The organism is Kitasatospora sp. NPDC085879 (assembly GCF_040686255.1).
Classification (GTDB): domain Bacteria; phylum Actinomycetota; class Actinomycetes; order Streptomycetales; family Streptomycetaceae; genus Kitasatospora.
Window position 1 is genome coordinate 1 of record NZ_JBFBJZ010000020.1, and the last position, 22,901, is coordinate 22,901.

General features: G+C 73.4%; 12 protein-coding genes and 1 rRNA gene. 10 read left to right on the forward strand and 3 right to left on the reverse strand.

What is annotated here, in order from left to right; translation table 11 throughout:
• Both rrf and AB0P35_RS17250 read left to right on the forward strand, forming a co-directional pair.
• Positions 1-92: ribosomal RNA gene (rrf, locus tag AB0P35_RS17245) — 5S ribosomal RNA — on the forward strand; the annotation flags it as partial.
• A 62-nt stretch (positions 93-154) separates the two neighbouring features.
• Positions 155-1,012, forward strand: coding sequence for a phosphatase PAP2 family protein (locus AB0P35_RS17250; protein WP_363511455.1), 858 nt, complete (start codon positions 155-157; stop codon positions 1,010-1,012).
• Between the two features lie 139 nt (positions 1,013-1,151).
• Here AB0P35_RS17250 and AB0P35_RS17255 read toward each other — a convergent pair whose 3' ends face one another.
• Both AB0P35_RS17255 and AB0P35_RS17260 read right to left on the reverse strand, forming a co-directional pair.
• A complete protein-coding gene (locus AB0P35_RS17255) occupies positions 1,152-1,715 on the reverse strand; it encodes an acetate uptake transporter (RefSeq protein ID WP_363511457.1) in 564 nt (187 codons plus the stop codon).
• A gap of 380 nt (positions 1,716-2,095) precedes the next feature.
• Positions 2,096-4,657: a SpoIIE family protein phosphatase gene (locus AB0P35_RS17260; protein WP_363511459.1), complete on the reverse strand. Its 2,562-nt coding sequence runs from the start codon at positions 4,655-4,657 to the stop codon at positions 2,096-2,098.
• A gap of 413 nt (positions 4,658-5,070) precedes the next feature.
• On the opposite strand from AB0P35_RS17260, the gene AB0P35_RS17265 reads away from it, so the two are divergent.
• The 8 genes from AB0P35_RS17265 (at position 5,071) to AB0P35_RS17300 (ending at position 17,807) form a co-directional block, all read left to right on the forward strand.
• A complete protein-coding gene (locus tag AB0P35_RS17265) occupies positions 5,071-9,711 on the forward strand; it encodes a HAMP domain-containing protein (RefSeq protein ID WP_363511605.1) in 4,641 nt (1,546 codons plus the stop codon).
• 236 nt (positions 9,712-9,947) lie between these two features.
• Positions 9,948-10,583 (forward strand): response regulator, encoded by a 636-nt coding sequence (locus tag AB0P35_RS17270; RefSeq protein WP_363511607.1) that lies wholly within the window; start codon positions 9,948-9,950, stop codon positions 10,581-10,583.
• Between the two features lie 133 nt (positions 10,584-10,716).
• Positions 10,717-13,371 (forward strand): DNA translocase FtsK, encoded by a 2,655-nt coding sequence (locus tag AB0P35_RS17275; protein ID WP_363511461.1) that lies wholly within the window; start codon positions 10,717-10,719, stop codon positions 13,369-13,371.
• Between the two features lie 355 nt (positions 13,372-13,726).
• Complete coding sequence (locus AB0P35_RS17280; RefSeq protein WP_257019025.1) at positions 13,727-14,479, forward strand: helix-turn-helix domain-containing protein; 753 nt, start codon at positions 13,727-13,729, stop codon at positions 14,477-14,479.
• Between the two features lie 73 nt (positions 14,480-14,552).
• Positions 14,553-16,013, forward strand: coding sequence for a 30S ribosomal protein S12 methylthiotransferase RimO (gene rimO, locus AB0P35_RS17285; RefSeq protein WP_363511463.1), 1,461 nt, complete (start codon positions 14,553-14,555; stop codon positions 16,011-16,013).
• Positions 16,010-16,669, forward strand: coding sequence for a CDP-diacylglycerol--glycerol-3-phosphate 3-phosphatidyltransferase (gene pgsA, locus AB0P35_RS17290; RefSeq protein ID WP_095872939.1), 660 nt, complete (start codon positions 16,010-16,012; stop codon positions 16,667-16,669). The genes rimO and pgsA overlap by 4 nt, the downstream gene beginning before the upstream one ends.
• A complete protein-coding gene (locus tag AB0P35_RS17295) occupies positions 16,666-17,163 on the forward strand; it encodes a CinA family protein (protein ID WP_363511465.1) in 498 nt (165 codons plus the stop codon). The genes pgsA and AB0P35_RS17295 overlap by 4 nt, the downstream gene beginning before the upstream one ends.
• A gap of 272 nt (positions 17,164-17,435) precedes the next feature.
• A complete protein-coding gene (locus AB0P35_RS17300) occupies positions 17,436-17,807 on the forward strand; it encodes a helix-turn-helix transcriptional regulator (protein WP_030272544.1) in 372 nt (123 codons plus the stop codon).
• 352 nt (positions 17,808-18,159) lie between these two features.
• Here the strand turns inward: AB0P35_RS17300 and AB0P35_RS17305 are convergent, their stop codons facing one another.
• Positions 18,160-22,821 (reverse strand): ATP-dependent helicase, encoded by a 4,662-nt coding sequence (locus AB0P35_RS17305; RefSeq protein WP_363511467.1) that lies wholly within the window; start codon positions 22,819-22,821, stop codon positions 18,160-18,162.
• Between the last annotated feature and the right edge of the window lie 80 nt (positions 22,822-22,901).

Consider the following 22,901-nt stretch of genomic DNA (forward strand, 5'->3'; position numbering starts at 1 on the left):
CGCCCGGTTACATTCCGAACCCGGAAGCTAAGCCTCGTAGCGCCGATGGTACTGCAGGGGGGACCCTGTGGGAGAGTAGGACGCCGCCGAACAATCTTTCAAAGAGAAGCCCCCTCCCCTTCGGGAGGGGGCTTCTCTGCGTTAATCTTCGCCAATGCAGAACCTGACGCTCACCTGGCAGGCCTCGGCCGGCGCGTCCGCGGCGCTGTACGCCTCGGCCTTCGCCGCCGGGCGGGCCCGTCGCCGGACACCGGCCGCGCTGCTGCGGGAGGCCGGGACACTGCTTGCGCTGTTCACGCTGTGGCAGGTGGTCGGGCATCTGTCGGTGATGAGTACGGACCACGCGCTGGACCGGGCGGAGTGGATCCATCGCACCGAGCTGGCGTTCGGTCTGCCCGACGAGGCGGCCTGGCAGCGGGCGGTGGTGCCGCACCCGTGGCTCGTCCAGGGGGCGAACTACTACTACGCCACCATGCATTTCGGGGTGATGCTGGTCCTGCTGCTGTGGCTGTTCCTGAAGCACCGGGAGAACTACGCCTGGGTGCGGACGACGGTCGTGGCGACGACCGCGGCCTGCCTGCTGATCCAGTTCATCCCGGTCGCCCCGCCGCGGATGCTGCCCGGGAACGGGTTCGTCGATCTCGCCGTCCAGTACGGGCAGTCGGTGTACGGCGGCGCGGTCGCCGGCGTGGTCCCGGACCAGTTGTCGGCGATGCCCTCGGTCCATGTGGCCTGGTGCGTGATCGTGGCGGTGGCCGTGGTCGTGGTGGGGCGGAGCCGGTGGCGCTGGCTGGTGGTGCTGCACCCGGTGCTGACGGTGGTGGTGGTCGTGGTGACCGCGAACCACTTCTGGGCGGACGGCCTGGTCGCGGTGGCGCTGCTGCTGGTGGTCTACCTGGTGCAGCACGCGACGGCGGGCTGGCGGGGCCAGTCGGGGGTGCCGGGTGTGGTGCGGGTGCCGGTGGAGGGCGAGCGCCCGGAGCCGGAACGGCAGAGCCCCGCCGTCCGCTGAGGGACGGCAGGGCCGCGTCGTGCGAGGTCCGGACGGTGCCGAACGGTGCCGAACGGTGTCGGGGCTGCCGGACGGTGTCCGGACACGGCGGTGGGCCGGGCCCCGTGGGGGAGAGGTCCGGCCCACCCGTTCCGGGGGGTTACTTGACCGGCAGGGCGGCGCGGCCCCAGCCACTGTTGGTCAGCGCCGCGGTCGCCCAGTACCAGGCCGCGAGGCCGGAGACGGCGGCGACCCAGCCGGCGAGCTTGCCGAGACCGGAGCTGCTGCCGAACGAGGCGATCGCGCTGAGCAGCAGGGAGACGGTGAGCAGGCCGTAGACGGCGCGTCCGAGCCAGCCCCCGCTGTTCCAGCTGGCGAGGGTGAGGGTGAGCGCCAGCAGCGCCCAGAGCAGCAGGAAGAGCCCTGCGGCGTTCTTGCCGGCGCCCTCCGCCGTCGACCAGGTCGCCCAGAAGGCGCCGAGGCCGGTGAAGGCGGTGCCGGTGAAGCCCTCACCGACGTGGAGCTGCCACAGGCCTGCGACGAACAGCGCGATGCCGCCGACCAGGTGGGTGAGCGACACGGCGTCCTTGACCCCGGCACCGCTGAGGATGCCGGTGGAGAGCAGGCCGTATGCCAGAAGGGTCAGTCCGAGGGCCAGGTATCCGAGAGGACCCGCGTCGGCTCCTGCGGGTCGGGCGTCCGCCCCGGTAGCGACGTTGCTCACCGGAGGCTCCTTTCACTGCGTGCCGGGATGGCGGCGTGTTCTGTGGGGGCGCACCACGGCATGGGGGAGCGCGGTGCGTGACGGTGCACGGAGGTGCACGAAGAGGTGCGGTGCGGTGCACGGAAAGGTGCGTGAGGTGCTGCGCGATGCCGGACCGCGGGCGCACGGACGTGTGCGTGCGGGCGGTTCCCGGCTGATGAGGACCGGCGGTGCGGCCGTCGGTCGATGCCCCTCCGGGGTGATCCCCCGGTGATGACTGTGTACCCGGTCCTGGCGCCTTGTACCCTTGTGAATCGCACAATTTGTGCAGTCGTCAGCTGTGTGGTGGGGCTTGCCGACCGTGCGGTGAACGGGTTTGAACTCGCCGGTGCCCCGCGGAGTCAGGCGTGGCGCTGTTCGGGCACCCTCAGGGTGAGGATCGCCATGTCGTCCGAGGGCGGCTCCGGCGCGAACCGTTCGACGGCGCGCTGGACGCGGGCCGCGACCGCTCCGGCGGTCAACCCGGTGCAGCCGGTGAGGACTTCGGCGAGGCCGTCGTCGCCGAGCATCCGCCGGCCCTCGCGGCGTTCGGTGACGCCGTCCGTGACGCAGAGCAGCACCTCGCCGGGGGCGAGGATCAACTCCTCGGCGGTGAGGTCGAGTTCGTCCATGACGCCGAGCAGGGGCTGCGGCGAGGCGGCCTGGTCGACCTGCCCGTCGGTGCGCAGCCGCAGCGGCAGCGGGTGGCCGGCGCAGACCAGGGAGAGCGCGGTGGAGCCGTCCGGGCGGGGCGTCAACTCCCCGTACAGCAGGGTGAGGAAGCGGCTGCGGGTGCCCTCGCCGAGGATCGCGGAGTTGAGCCGGGCGAGGACCTGGGGTGCGTCGAGGCCCTCACGGGCGAGCAGGCGCAGCGAGTTGCGGGCGAGGCCGGTGACGGACGCGGCCTCCGGCCCGGTGCCGCAGACGTCGCCGATGGCGAAGCCGTAGGTGCCCTCGCGGATCGGGAAGATGTCGTAGAAGTCGCCGCCGACCTCGTTGCCCTCGCCGGCGGCCTGGTAGAAGACCTCGACCTCGACGCCGGGGATCTTCGGGAGCTCGGGCGGCAGCAGGGCGCGCTGGAAGGCCTGGCTGGTGGCCGTGCGCTCGGAGTAGAGACGGGAGTTGTCGAGGGCGAGCGCGGCGCGGCGGGAGAGGTCCTCGGCGAGTTCGAGGATCTCCTGGCGGAAGCGCACCCCGGTGCCGACGCCGAGGACGAGCAGGCCGATGACCCGGTTGCGGGCGGCGAGCGGTAGGACGACGGTCTCGCCGAGCAGGCCGGCGAGGGCGGGAGCGTCGGAGAGGCCGAGGCCGCGGGCGGTGTCGGCCGGGGCCTTCCAGAAGCGGGCGCCGGCGGCGGGCACGGCCTCCGGGGGCGGGGTCTTGTCGAGGATGTCGCGCAGCGGGTCGATGCGGTCCTCGTCCTCGTGCAGGAGGAAGGCGAGGTCGGCGCCGCCGTTCTGCTCGCCGGTGGTGTAGACGGCGCACCAGGCGGCGAGCTTGGGGACGGCCATCTGGGCCATCAGGGCGAGGGTCTGCTCGTGCTCCAGGGTGCCGGCGAGCAGGTCGGAGGCCTCGACGAGGAAGGAGAGCGAGCCGCGGCGCAGCTGTTCGAGTTCGGTGAGGCGGGCGCTCTCCAGGGCGAGCGCGATCCGGTCGGCGGCGAACTGGAGGCGCAGCGCGTCCTCGTTGTCGTAGCGGGCGGGGGCGCCGGCGGCGACGCCGAGCGAGCCGGTGAGGCGGCCCTCGACCTTGAGCGGCACGGTGATGAGGGAGCGCAGGCCGCTGCCGTTTAGGAGGGGCGCGGCGGAGGGCCGGACGGAGAGGTCCTCGTGGACGGCGGGGAGCCTGGCGGAGTCGAAGCGGCCGGCGCCGCCCTCGATCGGCAGCCGGGCGTAGCGGCGGCCGGAGCCGGGCAGGCCGGTCGCGGCGCGGACCTCGAACTCGGTGTCGTCGTCGGTGGTGAGCAGCAGGTAGGCGGCGTCGGCGTCGAGGAGGTCGCGGGCGCGGTCGACGATCCGCTGGAGGAGTCCGTCCAGGTCGCCGAGGTCGCCGGCGGTGAGCGGGCCGACGAGCAGGTCGAGGGGTTCGATCACGGCGGGCGTCTCGGCGGTGGTGCCGGGGCTGCGCAGGACGGCGCGGTCGCCCTCCTGGACGAGCAGGCAGAGGGTGGACGGCACGCCCTGGGCGTCGCGGAGTCGGACCTGGACGCCGTAGACCTCGACGATCCGGCCGTCGCCGGCGCGGACCCCGAAGCTGCCCTCCCAGCGGGCGAGCCGGAGGGTCTCGGCGAGGCCGAGGCCGATGCCGGGGGACTGCGGCCAGGCGGCGAGGTCGGCCCAGGGGCGGCCGAGGGTCTGGTCGGCGCCGCACCGGAAGAGCGCCTCGGCGTCCGGGTTCCAGCCGCGGACGGTGCCCTCGTCGTCGAGTTGGACGACGGCGACGCGTACCGGCCCGTCGGTGCCCGGGAGTTCGCCGCCGGGCAGGCTCGGCACCGCGTACCGGGTGCCGTGGACGTGCTCGGGCAGGGCGAGGCGGAACCAGACGGTCTTGCGGCCGGCCGCGTACTCGACGCCCCAACAGGACGAGAGGGCGGAGCACATGAGCAGGCCCCGGCCGCCCTCGCCGTCCGGGTCGGCGTACCGGTCGGAGGCGGTGGGGACGTTGGCGAAGGCGGGCAGACCGCGTTCGGGGTGCTGGTCGGTGACCTCGATGCGGACGGTGGCGTCCTCGCGGACGCAGCCGACCTCGGCGGCGGTGCCGGCGTGCACCACGGCGTTGGTGACGAGTTCGCTGACGAGGACGACGGCGTCGTCGACGACCTCGGGCAGGCCCCAACCGAGCAGCGCATCGCGGACGAAGCCGCGTGCGGCGGCGGCCGATCGGCCGGCCGGTTCGAAGGTGGCGGCTGCGCGCGCGGTGACCACGTGCCCACGTCTCCTCTGCTCTGGTGTCCGACTGTTCGGGATACCGGGAGGTTCGCCACGGGGCCCGGTGCAGCGTTCCACCCTACTTTCCGCTTCGTTCCCCGCGGGGCCCGGGCGCCGAAACAGGTCCCTGAGGGTGATTCTGCCCACGGATTCGGTGCGGGTGCGGTGAACCCTGTGCAACCGGACGGACACCGGGCGCAGGTGCTGACAGACTGGGGGGTCCGCAGCACGGGGCCGGCGAGTACGGTCGGGAGGGGTGCCGGTGGCCTGGTCGGCTGCCGGATCCGCCCGAGCGGTACTGGAACGGTACCGGACAGTCACGATGTTGGAGGGCCCCGTTGAGTTCGGCCACCAAGGACGCCATCGCCACGACCGGGGACACGGACCGCGCCGGCCACCGGGCCCGCGGTGTGCCCGGTCGGCGGTCGGGGCACGCCCGCGGCGCCGAGCCGGCCGATCTGCGCAAGCTGCTGGCGGCGTTGACCGCGATGCGCGACGGCAACTTCCGGCGGCGGCTCACCTTCCCGGGGGACGGGCCGCTGGCGGAGATCGCCGCGGTGTTCAACGAGGTCGCGGAGCGCAATCAGCACCTCACGGGTGAACTGGCGCGGGTGCGGCGGGCGGTCGGCCGGGAGGGCCGGCTCTCCGAACGGCTGGAGACGGGTGTCGGCGAGGGCGCCTGGATGGCCGCCATCGACAACTGCAACGCGCTGATCGACGACCTGGCCCGGCCGATGGCCGAGGTCGGCCGGGTGCTGACGTCCATCGCGGAGGGCGACCTCGACCAGCGGATGGAGCTGCGCTCGGTGCACACCAGCGGGGCGAGCTACCCGCTGCGCGGCGAGTTCCTGAAGGTGGGCCGCACCGTCAACGGGCTGGTGGACCAGCTGTCGGAGTTCACCGACGAGGTGACCCGGGTGGCGATCGAGGTGGGCACCGACGGCAAGCTGGGCGGCCAGGCCCGGGTGCGCAGCGTCTCGGGCAGCTGGAAGGACCTGGCCGACTCGGTCAACACCATGGCCGGCCGGCTGACGGCCCAGGTGCGCAACATCGCCGAGGTGACGACGGCGGTGGCCAAGGGCGACCTGTCGCGGAAGGTCACGGTGGACGTGGCCGGCGAGATGCTGGAGCTGAAGAACACCGTCAACACGATGGTGGACCAGCTGAACTCGTTCGCCGCCCAGGTGACGACGGTGGCGCGCGACGTGGGCACCGAGGGTCGGCTCGGCGGTCAGGCGCAGGTGCCGGGTGTGGCCGGCGTGTGGCGCGACCTCACCGACTCGGTGAACTTCATGGCGAACAACCTGACGGCCCAGGTGCGCAACATCGCCGAGGTGACGACGGCGGTCGCCAAGGGCGACCTGTCGCGCAAGATCGAGGTCGATGCGCGGGGCGAGATCCTGGAGCTGAAGAACACCATCAACACGATGGTCGACCAGCTGTCCGGGTTCGCCGAGCAGGTGACCCGGGTGGCCCGCGCGGTGGGCACCGAGGGCCTCCTCGGCGGCCAGGCGCAGGTGCCGGGTGTGGCCGGGGTCTGGAAGGACCTGACCGAGAACGTCAACTCGATGGCGAACAACCTGACCAGTCAGGTGCGCAACATCGCCCAGGTGACGACCGCGGTCGCCAGGGGCGACCTCTCGCAGAAGATCCAGGTGGACGCGCGGGGCGAGATCCTCGAGCTGAAGAACACCATCAACACCATGGTCGACCAGCTCGGCGCGTTCGCCGACGAGGTCACCCGGGTCGCCAGGGACGTGGGCACCGAGGGCATCCTCGGCGGCCAGGCGAGCGTGCCGGGGGTGTCCGGCACCTGGAAGGACCTGACCAACAGCGTCAACCTGATGGCCAACAACCTGACCAGCCAGGTGCGCAACATCGCCGAGGTGACCACGGCGGTGGCCCGCGGCGACGTCTCCAAGAAGATCACCGTCGACGCGAAGGGCGAGATCCGCGAGCTGGTGACGACCGTCAACACGATGGTCGACCAGCTGTCCGCCTTCGCCGACGAGGTGACCCGCGTCGCCCGCGAGGTGGGCACCGAGGGCATCCTCGGCGGCCAGGCCCGGGTGCGCGGGGTGTCCGGCATCTGGCGGGACCTCACCGACAACGTCAACTTCATGGCGTCCAACCTGACCAGCCAGGTGCGCACGATCGCCGAGGTCGCCTCCGCGGTGGCCCGCGGCGACCTCTCCAAGAAGATCACCATCGAGGCGCAGGGCGAGGTCAAGGCGCTCGCCAGCACCCTCAACACGATGGTCGACCAGCTGTCGGCGTTCGCCGTCGAGGTGACCCGGGTGGCCCGCGAGGTGGGCACCGACGGCACCCTGGGCGGCCAGGCCTCGGTACCGGGCGTGGCCGGCATCTGGAAGGACCTCACCGACAACGTCAACCTGATGGCCAACAACCTCACCGGCCAGGTGCGCAACATCGCCCTGGTCATCACGGCGGTGGCCCGCGGCGACCTGTCGCAGAAGATCGACGTCGACGTGCGCGGCGAGATCCTGGAGCTCAAGACCAGCATCAACACGATGGTCGACCAGCTCGGCGCGTTCGCCGACGAGGTCACCCGCGTCGCCCGCGAGGTGGGCACCGACGGCCGGCTCGGCGGCCAGGCCCGGGTGCCGGGCGTCGCCGGCCGCTGGCAGGACCTCACCGAGTCGGTGAACGAGCTGGCGAACAACCTGACCAGGCAGGTGCGCGCGATCGCCCAGGTCGCCACCGCGGTGACCCGCGGCGACCTCTCCCCGCGGATCGACGTGGACGCGTCCGGCGAGCTCGACGAGCTCAAGGACAACATCAACCAGATGATCGCCAACCTGCGCGAGACCACCCGGACCAACAAGGACCAGGACTGGCTGAAGACCAACCTGGCCCGGATGTCCGGTCTGCTGCAGGGCCGCCGCGACCTGGAGGCGGTCGCCTCGCTCATCATGACGGAGCTCACCCCGGTCGTCTCCGCCCAGCACGGCGCCTTCTTCCTCGCCCAGCCGTCCGGCCGGACGGCCGAGCTGGTCACCGAGGACGACGACGAGAACGACACCGTGCTGCGCCTGATCGGCAGCTACGGCTACCAGCGCCGCACCATGCCGACCACCTTCCGGCCCGGCGAGGGCCTGGTCGGGCAGGTCGCGGTCGAGCGCCGCTCGATCGTGATCAGCCACACCCCGCCCGGCTACCTGAAGATCGCCTCCGGTCTCGGCGAGGCCTCCCCGGCGCACGTCGTCGTCCTGCCGGTGCTGTTCGAGGGCAGGCTGCTCGGTGTCATCGAGCTGGCCTCGTTCAGCGCGTTCACCTCCGTCGCCCTGGACTTCCTCAACCAGATCGCCGACCTGATCGGCGTCACCGTCAACACCATCAGCGTCAACACCAAGACCGAGGGCCTGCTCCTGGAGTCGCAGCGGCTCACCGCGGAACTCTCCATGCGGTCCGCCGAGTTGGAGGCCCGCCAGGAGGAGCTGGAGCGCACCAACGAAGAGCTCCAGGAGAAGGCCGAGCAGCTCGCCCAGCAGAACCGCGACATCGAGATCAAGAACAGCGAGATCGAGGAGGCCCGGCAGATCCTGGAGGAGCGCGCCGAACAGCTCGCCCTCGCCTCCCGCTACAAGAGCGAGTTCCTCGCCAACATGTCGCACGAGCTGCGCACCCCGCTCAACTCACTGCTGATCCTCGCCAAGCTGCTCTCCGACAACAACGAGGGCAACCTGTCGCCCAAGCAGGTCGAGTTTGCCGAAACGATCCACGGCGCAGGATCCGACCTCCTGCAGCTGATCAACGACATCCTCGACCTGTCCAAGGTCGAGGCCGGCAAGATGGACGTCCGCCCGGCCCGGATCGCCCTCGTCCAGCTGGTCGACTACGTCGAGGCGGCCTTCCGCCCGCTCGCCGAGGACAAGAGCCTGGACTTCGCCGTCCGGGTCTCCGACGACCTGCCGGTCACCCTGCACACCGACGAGCAGCGCCTCCAGCAGGTCCTGCGCAACCTGCTCTCCAACGCGGTCAAGTTCACCGACGCCGGCGCCGTCGACCTGCTGATCCGGCCGGTCACCAACGGTGAGGTGCCGCAGCACGTCCGCGAGCAGCTGCTGGAGGCCGACGCGATCGGCGACCCGGACGAGGAGCTGATCGCCTTCTCGGTCTCCGACACCGGTATCGGCATCCCCGGAAACAAGCTCCGCGAGATCTTCGAGCCGTTCCGGCAGGCCGACGGCGGCACCAGCCGCAAGTACGGCGGCACCGGCCTCGGCCTGTCGATCAGCCGCGAGATCGCCCGGCTGCTCGGCGGCGAGATCCACGCCGAGAGCGAACTCGGCCGCGGCTCCACCTTCACCCTGTACCTGCCGCTGCGCGCCGACGGACCCGACGCCGCCGCCCCGCAGGACCGGGCGACCGGCCAGGCGGTGCGCGGCGCGGTCGGCGTCACCCCGGTCGGCATGCCGGTGCCGGTGGGGGAGAACCCGGCGGAGCACTGGGCGCAGGAGGTGCGCGAACTGGCCGAGGAGCGCCGTCGGGGCGCCGCCGAGCGCCGCCGCGCCGTGGAGGGCCGCACCCCCCGCCGGGCCCTGGAGAGCCGCCCCACGGCGGAGCCGGCCGCAGCCGAGCGCGAGCAGTTCCCGCGCCAGCCCGAGCGGGCCGCCGACCGCCCCGGCGCCGCCGCCCAGTTCCAGGGCCGCTTCGAGGGCCAGCGGGTGCTGATCGTCGACGACGACATCCGCAACGTCTTCGCCCTCACCAGCGTGCTGGAGGAGTACGGGCTGACGGTGCTGTACGCCGAGAACGGCCGCGAGGGCATCGAGGTGCTGGAGCAGCACGAGGACGTCGCCCTGGTGCTGATGGACATCATGATGCCGGAGATGGACGGCTACGCGACCACCGAGGCGATCCGGCGGATGCCCCAGTTCGCGGGCCTGCCGATCATCGCGCTGACCGCCAAGGCCATGAAGGGGGACCGCGAGAAGAGCCTGGAGGCGGGCGCCAACGACCACGTCACCAAGCCCGTCGAGACCGACCATCTGCTGGCGGTCATGCGCCAGTGGCTGCCGGTCGGGTAGCCGCCAGGTCCGCAGGTCGGTCCGCACTGGCGGGTCCGACCGGGAACCCGGTAGTGTGCCGCAATCGTTGCGAACGGTGACCGAACGGTGACGCGGCGTCCTGGATCGGCGGCTCCGGCGGCCCGAGTTGCCGGGAGCGATGTGACGGGCGAGGGGGTACGGCTAGCATGACCGGGTCAGTAATGGGCGGCACGCGGGTGCCGGCCCTGGGCAGGCAACCGGCAGGAGGGCGGGTCCTGGTGCAGAAGGCGAAGATCCTTCTGGTCGACGATCGGCCGGAGAACCTGCTCGCGCTGGAGGCCATCCTCTCCGCGCTGGACCAGACCCTGGTCCGGGCCTCGTCCGGCGAGGAGGCGCTCAAGGCGCTGCTCACCGACGACTTCGCCGTGATCCTGCTCGACGTCCAGATGCCCGGCATGGACGGCTTCGAGACCGCCGCGCACATCAAGCGCCGCGAGCGGACCCGCGACATCCCGATCATCTTCCTGACCGCGATCAACCACGGGCCGCACCACACCTTCCGCGGCTACGCGGCCGGCGCGGTGGACTACATCTCCAAGCCCTTCGACCCGTGGGTGCTGCGCGCCAAGGTCTCCGTCTTCGTCGACCTCTACATGAAGAACTGCCAGCTCAAGGAGCAGGCCGCGCTGCTCCGCCTGCAGCTGGAGGCCGGCGAGGCCCCGGCTCTCGGCGGCGCCCTGCTCGGCGAGCTCTCCGCCCGGCTGGCGACGGTGGAGGAGCAGGCCGAGGCGCTCACCAAGCAGCTGGACGGCTCCTCCGAGACGGCCGCCGCAGCGGGCGCCGCCCACCTGGAGCGCAAGCTCGCCGGTCTGCGCCGCGCCCTCGACGCGCTGCGCCCCGGCGCGTCCTGACGGCACGCCGACCGCGGGGCGGCACCACCCGCCCGGCCGAGCGGCCCACGGTGACAACACGTCGGCGACACGCCCCCGCGCTCGCCCTCGGTCACATGTGCAGGGCTGCCGGCCGCCGGTAGGCTGCTGTGCCATGGCCACACGTACGCCCGGAAGCCAGGCACGCAACCCGAAGCCCGGGCCGGCCAAGAAGGCGCCGGCCAAGCGGGCCGCCGCCACGCCCGCGGCCCCGCGCAAGGCCGCCGCGAAGAAGGCGCCCGCCAGGAAGGCCGCGGCGCCCGCCCCGCCGCCGCCCCGCCCGATACTCTTCCGCGCCGTCCGGGCCGTCTGGCTCGGCATCGCGCACTCCGTCGGCGCGCTCTTCCGCGGCTTCGGCCACGGCGCCCGCAACCTCGACCCGGCGCACCGCAAGGACGGCGTGGCCCTGCTGCTGCTCGCCCTCGCCCTGGTCACCGCGGCCGGCACCTGGTTCAGCCCGCAGGGCTGGCTCGGCGAGGCGGCCACGAACGTCGTCTCCGGCCTGTTCGGCCGGCTCGACGTGCTGGTGCCCTTCCTGCTCGGCGCCGTGTCCGTGCGGCTGATGCGGCACCCGGAGGGGCCGGAGGCCAGCGGCCGGATCCTGATCGGGCTGTCCGCGCTGGTGGTCGGCGTCCTCGGCCTGGTCCACATCGGCTGCGGAGCGCCCGTCATGTCCAGCGGGGCGTCCCGGATACGGGCCGCCGGCGGCGTCGTCGGCTGGGCCGCCTCCACCCCGATGATGGCCGCCGCCGGCCCGCCGCTCGCGGTGCCGCTGCTGCTCCTCATCGCCTTCTTCGGCCTGCTGGTCGTCACCGCCACCCCGGTCAACAAGATCCCCGAGCGGCTGCGCGGGCTCGGCGAGCGGCTCGGCGTGGTCGAGCCGGCCTTCGCCGGCGGCCCCGCCGCGGACGGCTCCGCGGGCAGTGTCCGCGAGCACTCCACCGCGCCGCCCGAGGACGCCGACCCCGACGCGCTGCCCTTCACCATCGACGACGAGGCCGCCCCGGCCCGCCGCCGGCGCCGCCGCAAGCAGGTCGACGACCCGGAACTCGCCTCCGCCGTCCCCGACATGTTCGTCAAGGACCCGTACGAGACCCGCGACCTCGCCGCCGGCGTCGCCGCGGACCTCGACGGCGCCCTGCTGTACGGCGTCCCCGGCTCGCCCGCGGTCGCCAGCATGCTCCACCAGGTCAAGGACAACACCGCGCCCCCGGAGGAGCCCGCGGTGCCCGCAGCCCGCTCGGAGGGCGCGCCCGAGGGCCACGGCCCGGCGCCGGTGCGGATGGAGCAGCTCACCCTCGCCGGGGACATCCCCTACGCGCTGCCGCCGCTCGACCTGCTGGAGCACGGCGCCCCGGCGAAGGCCCGATCCCGTCTCAACGACGAGGTGGTCGCCCAGCTCACCGGCGTCTTCTCGGAGTTCAAGGTGGACGCCCGGGTCACCGGCTTCACCCGCGGCCCGACAGTCACCCGCTACGAGGTCGAGCTCGGCCCCGCCGTGAAGGTCGAGCGGATCACCGCGCTGGCCAAGAACATCGCCTACGCCGTCGCCAGCCCGGACGTGCGGATCATCTCGCCGATCCCCGGCAAGTCCGCGGTCGGCGTGGAGATCCCCAACCGGGACCGCGAGATGGTCAACCTCGGCGACCTGCTGCGTTCGCGCGCCGCCGCCGACGACGACCACCCGATGGTCGTCGGCATGGGCAAGGACGTCGAGGGCCACACCGTGATGGCCAACCTCGCGAAGATGCCGCACATCCTCGTCGCCGGCGCCACCGGCGCGGGCAAGTCCTCGTGCATCAACTGCCTGATCACCTCCGTCCTCGCCCGGGCCACCCCGGACGAGGTGCGGATGGTGCTGGTCGACCCCAAGCGCGTCGAGCTGACCGCGTACGAGGGCATCCCGCACCTGATCACGCCGATCATCACCAACCCGAAGAAGGCCGCCGAGGCCCTCCAGTGGGTGGTGCGCGAGATGGACATGCGCTACGACGACCTGGCGGCCTTCGGCTTCCGGCACGTCGACGACTTCAACGCCGCCGTGCGCTCCGGCAGGCTCAAGCCGCCGCTCGGCAGCGAGCGCGAGCTGACGCCCTATCCGTACCTGCTGGTCATCGTCGACGAGCTGGCCGACCTGATGATGGTCGCGCCGCGGGACGTCGAGGACTCGGTCGTCCGGATCACCCAGCTGGCCCGCGCGGCCGGCATCCACCTGGTGCTCGCCACCCAGCGGCCCTCGGTGGACGTGGTGACCGGCCTGATCAAGGCCAACGTGCCGTCCCGGCTGGCCTTCGCCACCTCGGCGATGGCCGACTCCCGGGTCATCCTCGACCAGCCCGGCGCGGAGAAGCTGATCGGCAAGGGCGACGCGCTCTTCCTGCCGATGGGCGCCTCCAAGCCGGTCCGCATGCAGGGCGCGTTCGTCACCGAGGCGGAGATCGCCAAGGTCGTCCAGCACTGCAAGGACCAGATGGGTGCCGTCTACCGGGACGACGTCACGGTCGGCGGCGGCCCGAAGAAGGAGATCGACGAGGAGATCGGCGACGACCTCGACCTGCTGATCCAGGCCGCCGAGCTGGTCGTCTCGACCCAGTTCGGCTCGACCTCGATGCTCCAGCGCAAACTGCGGGTCGGCTTCGCCAAGGCCGGACGGCTGATGGACCTGATGGAGTCCCGGGGCATCGTCGGCCCCAGCGAGGGCTCCAAGGCGCGGGACGTGCTGGTGAAGCCGGACGAGTTGGACGGTGTCCTGCTGACACTCCGTGGATGAGCCGCTTCTCACTCGTTCGGAGGAATGTGATAAGTAGGGGGAACCGCGCCGAGCAGTCGGCGCGTCCCTATCGGGGCGGGGACGAATTGTGCGCCCGGCCTGCGCTGACCTGCCGTCAGACGCGGCCGGCGAGCCGCCCACGTTCGGGCCTATTCCGCTTGAGATTCGTTCCACCCCCGCCCCTAGACTGTTTTCTCAGCAGGTGGCCAACGCTCGAAAGGCGCGTCCAGTGACCATCGGCAAGTCCCCCGACCGTGGCAGCCGCCGGCCCTCCGCCCGCACGTCCCGGAACGAACCGGGGCAGCCGGCGCCGGCGGCCGACCAGCCTGCCGAAGACCTCCCGAGCATCGGTCGTGTGCTCACCACCGCCCGTATCGACGCCGGCCTGACCGTCGATCAGGTGAGCACGAGCACCCGCGTCCGCGTCCCGATCGTGCACGCCATCGAGCAGGACGACTTCTCCCGCTGCGGCGGCGACTTCTACGCCCGCGGCCACATCCGCGCCCTGGCCCGCGCCGTCGGCGTCGACGGCGACGATCTGGTCGCCCGCTACGACGCGGCGCACGGCGGGTCCCCGGCCGACCGCCGCCCGACCCAGCTGCTCGACACCACCCCGATCAAGGTCAACGACCACCGCCGGCCGAACTGGACCACCCCGATGGTGGTCGCCATCGTCGCCGTGGTCGCCCTGATCGGCTTCAACCTGTTCGGCGGGCACTCCAACACCCCGGCGACCGGTGCCGCCAGCTCCCCGCTGGCCAGCGCCGCCGGCTCCGCCCCGGCCAGCGCCTCCGCCCAGCCCCCGGCGCCCGCGCCGAGCCTCGCCCCGATCGCCGCGGCCCCGGCCGACAAGGTCACCGTGAAGCTCGTCGCCGAGAAGGCCACCAGCTGGGTCTCCGCCAAGGACGGCAAGGGCAAGGCGCTGTTCTCCAACAACCTGGAGACCGGCCAGGCCCAGACCTTCACCGACCCCAAGCAGATCAGCCTGGTGCTCGGCAACGCCGGCGCCGTGCACGTGTACGTCAACGGCAAGGACCTCGGTCCGGCCGGCGCCGACGGCCAGGTGGTGCACGTCACGTACACCCCGGGAGACCCGCAGGCAGGCTGAGTCGGGGCCTTCGATCGGCATACACGGCCTCCGGGGCGAACGGCACCGGGGGCCGCGCGTTAATCTTGGCGTCATGCCTGAACGCCGTACTGTCGCCCTTGTCACGCTCGGATGCGCCCGCAACGAGGTGGACTCCGAGGAACTCGCCGGGCGACTGGAGGCCGACGGCTGGCAGCTGGTCGACGACGCCGCCGACGCCGACGTCGCCGTGGTCAACACCTGCGGGTTCGTCGAGGCCGCCAAGAAGGACTCCGTCGACGCCCTGCTGGAGGCCAACGACCTCAAGGGCCACGGCCGCACCCAGGCCGTCGTCGCGGTCGGCTGCATGGCCGAGCGCTACGGCAAGGAGCTCGCCGAGGCGCTGCCCGAGGCGGACGGCGTGCTCGGCTTCGACGACTACACCGACATCTCCGGCCGGCTGCAGACCATCCTCGCCGGCGGCCACGTCGAGGCGCACACCCCGCGCGACCGCCGCAAGCTGCTGCCGCTCTCCCCGGTCGAGCGGCAGGCCGCCGCCCCCGAGGTCGCACTGCCCGGCCACGGCGCCCCCGAGGACCTCCCCGAGGGCCTCGCCCCGGCCTCCGGCCCCCGCACCCTGCGCAAGCGGCTCGACGACAGCCCGGTCGCCTCGATCAAGCTGGCCTCCGGCTGCGACCGCCGATGTTCGTTCTGCGCCATCCCGGCCTTCCGCGGCTCGTTCATCTCGCGCCGCCCCTCCGACGTGCTGAACGAGGCCCGCTGGCTGGCCGGCGAGGGTGTCCGGGAGATCGTCCTGGTCAGCGAGAACAACACCTCGTACGGCAAGGACCTCGGCGACATCCGGCTGCTGGAGACCCTGCTCGCCGAGATCGCCGAGATCGACGGGATCGAGCGGATCCGGGTCAGCTACCTGCAGCCCGCCGAGATGCGACCCGGCCTGATCGAGGCCATGACCTCGATCGACAAGGTCGTGCCCTACTTCGACCTGTCCTTCCAGCACTCCGCGCCGACGGTGCTGCGGCGGATGCGCCGCTTCGGCTCCACCGACCAGTTCCTGGACCTGCTGGGCGGCATCCGGGCCAAGGCCCCGCAGGCCGGCGCCCGCTCCAACTTCATCGTCGGCTTCCCCGGCGAGACCGAGGAGGACTTCGCCGAGCTGGAACGCTTCGTCTCCGGCGCCCGCCTCGACGCGATCGGCGTCTTCGGCTACTCCGACGAGGACGGCACCGAGGCCGCGACCCTCGACGACAAGCTGCCCGAGGACGTCGTCGCCGACCGCCTCGCCCGGCTCTCCCGGCTGGCCGAGGAGCTCACCGCCCAGCGCGCCGAGGAGCGGATCGGCAGCGAGGTCCTGGTCCTCGTCGAGTCCGTCGAGGACGGCACCGTCGAGGGCCGCGCCGCCCACCAGGCCCCGGAGACGGACGGTCTCACCACCCTGCTCGGCGCGGACGACGCCGAGATCGGCCGGTTCTACCGGGCCGTGGTGGTCGCCACCGAGGGCGTCGACCTGGTCGCCGAGGTCGTCGGCGACGCAGCCCCAGGAGCGGACGCATGACCAAGGGGCCCGGCGCCCCGACCGCGGCCCCGCCCGGCCGCCCCGGGGCCGCGCCGTCGCCGCAGCAGCCGGGCGTCTGGAACATCGCCAACATCCTGACGATGCTCCGCCTGCTGCTGGTGCCGGTCTTCGTGCTGCTGCTCTTCGCGGACGGCGGCCACGACCCCAAGTGGCGCTCGGTCGCCTGGGCCTCCTTCGCCATCGCCATGATCACGGACGTCTTCGACGGCGAGCTCGCCCGCCGCAAGGGCCTGATCACCGACTTCGGCAAGATCGCCGACCCGATCGCCGACAAGGCGATCATGGGCGCCGCGCTGATCGGCCTCTCGATCCTCGGCGACCTGCCCTGGTGGATCACCGTGGTCATCCTCGCCCGCGAACTCGGCATCACCCTGATGCGGTTCTGGGTCATCCGGTACGCGGTCATCCCGGCCAGCCGCGGCGGCAAGCTCAAGACCCTCACCCAGGGCATCGCCGTCGGCATGTACGTGCTGGTGCTGACCGGCCCGCTGGCCACCGCCCGCGCCGTGGTCATGGGCGCCGCCGTGCTGCTCACCGTCGGCACCGGCCTCGACTACGTCGGCCAGGCGATCCGGCTGCGCCGCGAGGGCCTCGCCCGGCAGCGGGCCGCCGAGCAGGAGGCCGCCGGCCGATGAGCACGCCGGGGGAAGGCCTCGCCGAGCGGGTGCACGCCGCGCTGCGCGGCAGCGGCGCCACCGTCGCGGTCGCCGAGTCGCTGACGGGCGGTCTGCTGGCGGCCGCTCTGGTCGACGTCCCGGGCGCCTCCGCCACCTTCCGAGGCTCCGTCACCGCGTACGCGACCGACGTGAAGGCCTCCGTGCTGGGCGTGGACGAGGGCCTGCTGGCCGTCCACGGCCCCGTGCACCCCGTGGTGGCCCGCCAGATGGCCGAGGGCGTACGGACGCTGCTCGGCGCGACCTACGGGCTCGCCACCACCGGCGTGGCCGGACCGGAGCCGCAGGACGGGATGCCCGTGGGCACCGTGCACATCGGTTTCGCCGGCCCTTCGGGAACACGGGCCGACTCCCGGGTGTTGTCAGGGCAACGTGCAATCATCCGTCGCACGACCGTGGCGGCCGCTCTGGAGCTGCTGCTCGAGCGCCTAGCGAGTGACGGTCCGTCGCGCTGAGCTTTCCCGAAATCTCCGAATCGGCCGCCCGAGCTGGAGGATCGTGTTACAGCACAGGCCCTGGGCGGGCAGAACAGAGCCAACCGCGTCGCCGCGCGGCGACGCCACGGACCCGGAGGACGCGCAGCGGCCGCCCGGGCGGGTCACAGAACGGGAGGGGACAAGCCTTGCAGCCCAGAGTGAACACGACCACGGTCCCCGCACGCGATGCGGACAAGGCGGTACGGTGGGGTCGTGACATCTCGATCCGCAGTCCGAGGAGGGAGGCACCGATGATCCTGCTCCGTCGCCTGCTGGGCGATGTGCTGCGTCGGCAGCGCCAGCGCCAGGGCCGCACACTCCGCGAGGTGTCGGCAGCCGCCAGGGTTTCGCTCGGCTACCTCTCCGAGGTGGAGCGGGGGCAGAAGGAGGCTTCCTCCGAGCTGCTCTCCGCCATCTGCGACGCGCTCGATGTCCGGATGTCCGAGGTCATGCGCGAGGTCAGCGACGAGCTGTCGCTCGCCGAACTTGCGGCGATGGCCACCCTCTCGGAGGGTGATCTGCTGAGGCCGGTCCTCGAACCGGTTCCGCTGCCGGCCCCCGGTGTCGATCGGGCCGGCACGACCGTGCCCAAGGCGGCAGCCATGGACGTGGTCGCGGCCTGACCGGACCTCGCCCTCCCCGACCAGGGGAGCGAGTGAAGGAGGCCCCGGTGCGCAGAGTCGTGACGGCACGAGCCCGAATGCTCGTCAGTGCGGCCGGGTCGGCCCACCTCAGGTGGGTCGGCCCGGCCGTTCTGCTGTGTGCGGCGACAGGATGGTGGCTGCTCGGCCCCGGCACGGGCGGCGACGGCGCGGTGCTCGGCATACTCGCCGCCGGCGGCTGGGGGCTCGGGCTGCTGCCCGTCCACACCGACCGCCGGCTCACCGGCCCGGCCCGCCGCTCGCGCCCGGCCCCGGCGTCGGGCGCCCGGCAAGATCCGAACGGGGCAAGATCCGAAGGAGAGGGCCTGACGCGTCAGCCGCGCTCCTGGGGGCGGAGGCGGTAGCCGCGGGGAGTGGGATGAAAGCCCGCGGCCTCCAGCACCCGGCCGAGCGGTGAGGTGAGGGCGGCCTCCCCGTTGGCCCGCTCCACGGTGACACTGCCGAGCGCCCCGTCGCGGGCCGCGCCGCCCAGCGCCTGCGCGGCCACCGCCAGGACCTCGCCGTCGGCCCAGGACAGCAGTGACTTGCCGCCGCGCTCCACGTACATCACCAGCTCGCCGTCGACCAGGACGACCAGGGCGCCCGCCTTGCGGCCCGGCCGGTGGGCGCTGCTCTTCGCCGCCGAGGCGCCCGGCGGATCGGGCCACTCCAGGGCGGCGCCGTAGGCGTTGGCCGGGTCGGCGGCGGCCAGCACCAGAGCCTCGGGCTGCTCGGCGGTGCCGGGCCCGCCGGCAGTCCAGCCCTGGGCGCCGGCCCGCTCCAGCCGCCCGTTGACCGAGCGCAGCCGGTCCGCGGCGCCGTCCATGGCGAACTGGGCGCCGCCCAGGCCCTCGACGAAGTAGCCGCGGCGGGCCTTGCCGCGCTCCTCGAAGGCGGAGAGCACCCGGTAGACGCCCGCGAAACCGCCGGGGACCCGCTCGGCGGCGACGGTGCCGCGGGTGAGGATGCCGTGCCGGTCGAGCAGGCTCTGGGCCCGGGCGGCGGCCCGGGCGGTCGCCTCGGCGGCGGGATCGGGCAGCAGCGACCAGCGGCCGGCCGCGGTGGGCGGGCCCGGGCGGCGGGCGCCGTAGGCCCGGCCGGCGCCGCCGAAGCGGCCGCGCGGGGTCGCGCGCGGCGCGCGGTGGGCGGTCGACCCGGCGGTGCGGCCGGAGCCGAGCAGGGCGCGCAGCGGGGCCAGCGAGTCGTTGGTGACGTACCCGGCCCAGACGAGGTCCCAGAGGGCGTCCACGAGGGCCGTCTCGGGAGTGTCCGGCTGCCGGTCGGCGAGCTGGCGGAAGAGCAGCCCGTACCCGCCTGCGAGGGCCTCCAGCAGCTCCGTGTGGACGGGGGTGAGGGCGGGCGGCACCGGCTCGGGACGCAGCAGGTCGGCGTTCTCGGCGAGGTGCAGGCTGATCCAGCCGTCCTTGCCCGGCAGGGCGCCGGCGCCGGCCCAGCCGATCTCGCCGGAGACCATCAGCTCGTTGAGCATCTCCGGTGCGTAGCCGTTCAGCCGGGCCGGGAGGACGAGCTTCTCCAGCGCGGAGGCGGGCAGGGCGGTGCCCTGCAGCTGCTCGACCACCCGGTACAGGCCGTCGAGGCCGCGCAGCCGGTGGCCGGCCAGGTGCTGCCACTGGGGGAGGAAGGCGGCGAGGGCGCGCGGCGGTACCGGTTCGACCTCCTGGCGGAGGGCGGCGAGCGAGCGGCGGCGGAGCCGGCGCAGCACTTCGGCGTCGCACCACTCGACGGTGGCGGTGTGGCCCTCGACCGGCCGGAACTCGCCCTGGACGAGCCGGCCTGCGGCGGTGAGCCGGTGCAGGGTGCCGGTGACCACGGCGGTGCCGAGGCCGAAGCGGGCGGCGGCCTCGGCGGCGGTGAACGGGCCGTGGGTGCGGGCGTAGCGGCCGAGCAGGTCGCCGAGCGGGTCCTTGACCGGCTCGGTGAAGGCCTCGGGCACGCCGACCGGCAACGGGGTGCCGAGGGCGTCGCGCAGCCGGCCGGCGTCCTCGATGGCGGCCCAGCGGAGCTCGCCGCCGACCCGGACCTGGACGGCGCGGCGGGCGGCCTCCAGCTCCAGGGCCCAGAGCGGTTCGGCGCCGCGGGCGGTGAGTTCGGCCTCGGAGAGCGGGCCGAGCATCCGCAGCGCGTCGGCGACGCCCTCGGCGTCCTTGATCCGCCGCTCGGGGGTGAGGCGCTGCAGCTCCGTCTCGAGCTGGGCGAGGACCTCCGGGTCGAGGAGTTCGCGCAGCTCGGCCTGGCCGAGGAGCTCGGAGAGCAGCCGGGAGTCGAGGGAGAGCGCGGCGGCGCGGCGCTCGGCGAGCGGGGAGTCCCCCTCGTACAGGAACTGGGCGACGTAGCCGAAGAGCAGCGAGCGGGCGAAGGGGGAGGGCTCCGGGGTGGTGACCTCGACCAGGCGGACGGCGCGGGACTCCAGGTCGCCCATCAGCTCGACCAGGCCAGGTACGTCGAAGACGTCCTGCAGGCACTCGCGGACGGCCTCCAGCACGATCGGGAAGGAGCCGTACTCGGAGGCGACCTCCAGCAGTTGGGAGGCGCGCTGGCGCTGCTGCCAGAGCGGGGTGCGGCGGCCGGGGCTGCGGCGGGGCAGCAGCAGGGCGCGGCCGGCGCACTCGCGGAAGCGGGAGGCGAACAGCGCGGAGCCGCCGATCTGGTCGGTGACCAGCTGCTCGATCTCGGTGCTGTCGAAGAGCGTGGCGTCGGCGCCGACCGGGGCCTCGTCGGCGGGCGCCCGGTCGGGGCTGGGGAAGTCGAGCAGGTCGGCGTCGGGCAGCCGCAGCACGATGCCGTCGTCGGCGTGCATGACCTGCGGGTCGAGGCCGTGCTTCTCGCGCAGCCGGGCGCCGAGGGCGAGTGCCCAGGGGGCGTGCACCTGGGCGCCGAAGGGGGAGTGGACGACGATCCGCCAGTCGCCGAGTTCGTCGCGGAAGCGCTCGACCACGATGGTGCGGTCGTCCGGCAGGTGGCCGCAGGCGGCGCGCTGCTCGGCGAGGTAGGTGAGCAGGTTGCCGGCCGCCCAGTCGTCCAGGCCGGCGGCCTTCAGCCGCTCGGTGGCGCGCTCGGGGGCGAGCGCGCCGATCTCGCGGACGAAGGCGCCGACGGCGCGGCCGAGTTCGAGCGGGCGGCCGAGGGTGTCGCCCTTCCAGAACGGCAGCCGGCCGGGCACGCCGGGGGCGGGGGTGACGAGGACCTTGTCGTGGGTGATGTCCTCGATCCGCCAGGAGGTGGTGCCGAGGGTGAAGACGTCGCCGACCCGGGACTCGTAGACCATCTCCTCGTCGAGCTCCCCGACCCGGCCGCCGCCCTTCTTGCCCGTCTTCGAATCGGCGCCGGTGGTGCCGGCGATGAAGACGCCGAACAGGCCGCGGTCGGGAATGGTGCCGCCGGAGGTGACGGCGAGCCGCTGGGCGCCGGGCCGGCCGGCGACGGTGCCGGCCACGCGGTCCCACACCAGGCGGGGGCGCAGCTCGGCGAAGGCGTCGGACGGGTACCGCCCGGCGAGCATGTCGAGCACGCCGTCGAAGGCGGACTGCGGCAGCGAGGCGAAGGGGGCGGCCCGGCGGACGACGCCGAGCAGCTCGTCGACGTCCCAGGTGTCGAGGGCCGCCATCGCGACCAGCTGCTGGGCGAGGACGTCCAGCGGGTTGCGGGGGACGCGCAGCGCCTCGATCGAGCCGGCGCGCATCCGCTCGGTGACGACGGCGGACTGCACCAGGTCGCCGCGGTACTTGGGGAAGACGACGCCGGTGGAGACGGCGCCGACCTGGTGGCCGGCCCGGCCGACGCGCTGCAGCCCGGAGGCGACCGAGGGCGGCGACTCGACCTGGACGACCAGCTCGACGGCGCCCATGTCGATGCCGAGCTCCAGGCTGGAGGTGGCGACCACGGCGGGCAGCCGCCCGGCCTTCAGGTCCTCCTCGACCTGGGAGCGCTGCTCCTTGGAGACCGAGCCGTGGTGCGCGCGGGCGAGCAGCGGCGGGGCGCCGCCGGCGGCGCCGGAGCCGCCCATCAGCTGGGCGGGGGCGTGCGCCTCCGGCAGCGGCTCGCCGGTGGCGCGCTCGTGGGCGATCTCGTTCAGCCGGTTGCAGAGCCGCTCGGCGAGCCGGCGGGAGTTGGCGAAGACGATGGTCGAGCGGTGCGCCTGGACGAGGTCGACGATCCGCTCCTCGACGTGCGGCCAGATCGAGGCTTGCCGTGACGGTTCGTCGTCGCCCCCGGCGGCGGGCAGGTCGTCGAGGTCGGCGACGGGGACGACCACGGACAGGTCGAACTCCTTGGCGGCGGGCGGCTGGACGACCACGGCGCCGCGCTGCGGGCTGAGGAAGCGGGCGACCTCCTCGACCGGCCGGACGGTGGCCGACAGCCCGATCCGGCGGGCGGGCGCGTCGAGCAGCGCGTCCAGCCGCTCCAGGCTGAGCGCCAGGTGGGCGCCGCGCTTGGTGCCGGCGACCGCGTGCACCTCGTCGAGGATCACCGTGTCGATGCCGCGCAGCGCGTCCCGGGCGGCCGAGGTGAGCAGCAGGAACAGCGACTCGGGGGTGGTGATGAGGATGTCCGGCGGGTGGGTGGCGAAGCGGCGCCGGTCGGCGGCGGGGGTGTCGCCGGAGCGGATGCCGACCTCGATCTCCGGCTCGGGCAGGCCGAGCCGGACGGAGGCCTGGCGCAGGCCGGTGAGCGGGGCGCGCAGATTGCGCTCGACGTCCACCGCGAGGGCCTTCAGCGGCGAGATGTAGAGCACCCGGCAGCGGCGCTTCGGGTCGGCCGGCGGCGGGGTGACGGCGAGCCGGTCCAGCGCGGAGAGGAACGCGGCCAGGGTCTTGCCGGAGCCGGTGGGGGCGACGACCAGGACGTCCGTCCGCCGGCCGATCGCCGCCCACGCCTCGGCCTGGGCGGCGGTGGGCGCGCTGAAGGCCCCGGTGAACCAGGCCCTGGTCGCCGGGGCGAATCCGGCGAGGGCGTCCGCGGTGCTGTGCTGCGCCATGCCCCCATGGTGCCCGGTGGCACTGACAGGGCGGGTCCACCGACAGACCGTCCGTCTGCCGCAGCCCGGCGGGCAGAATC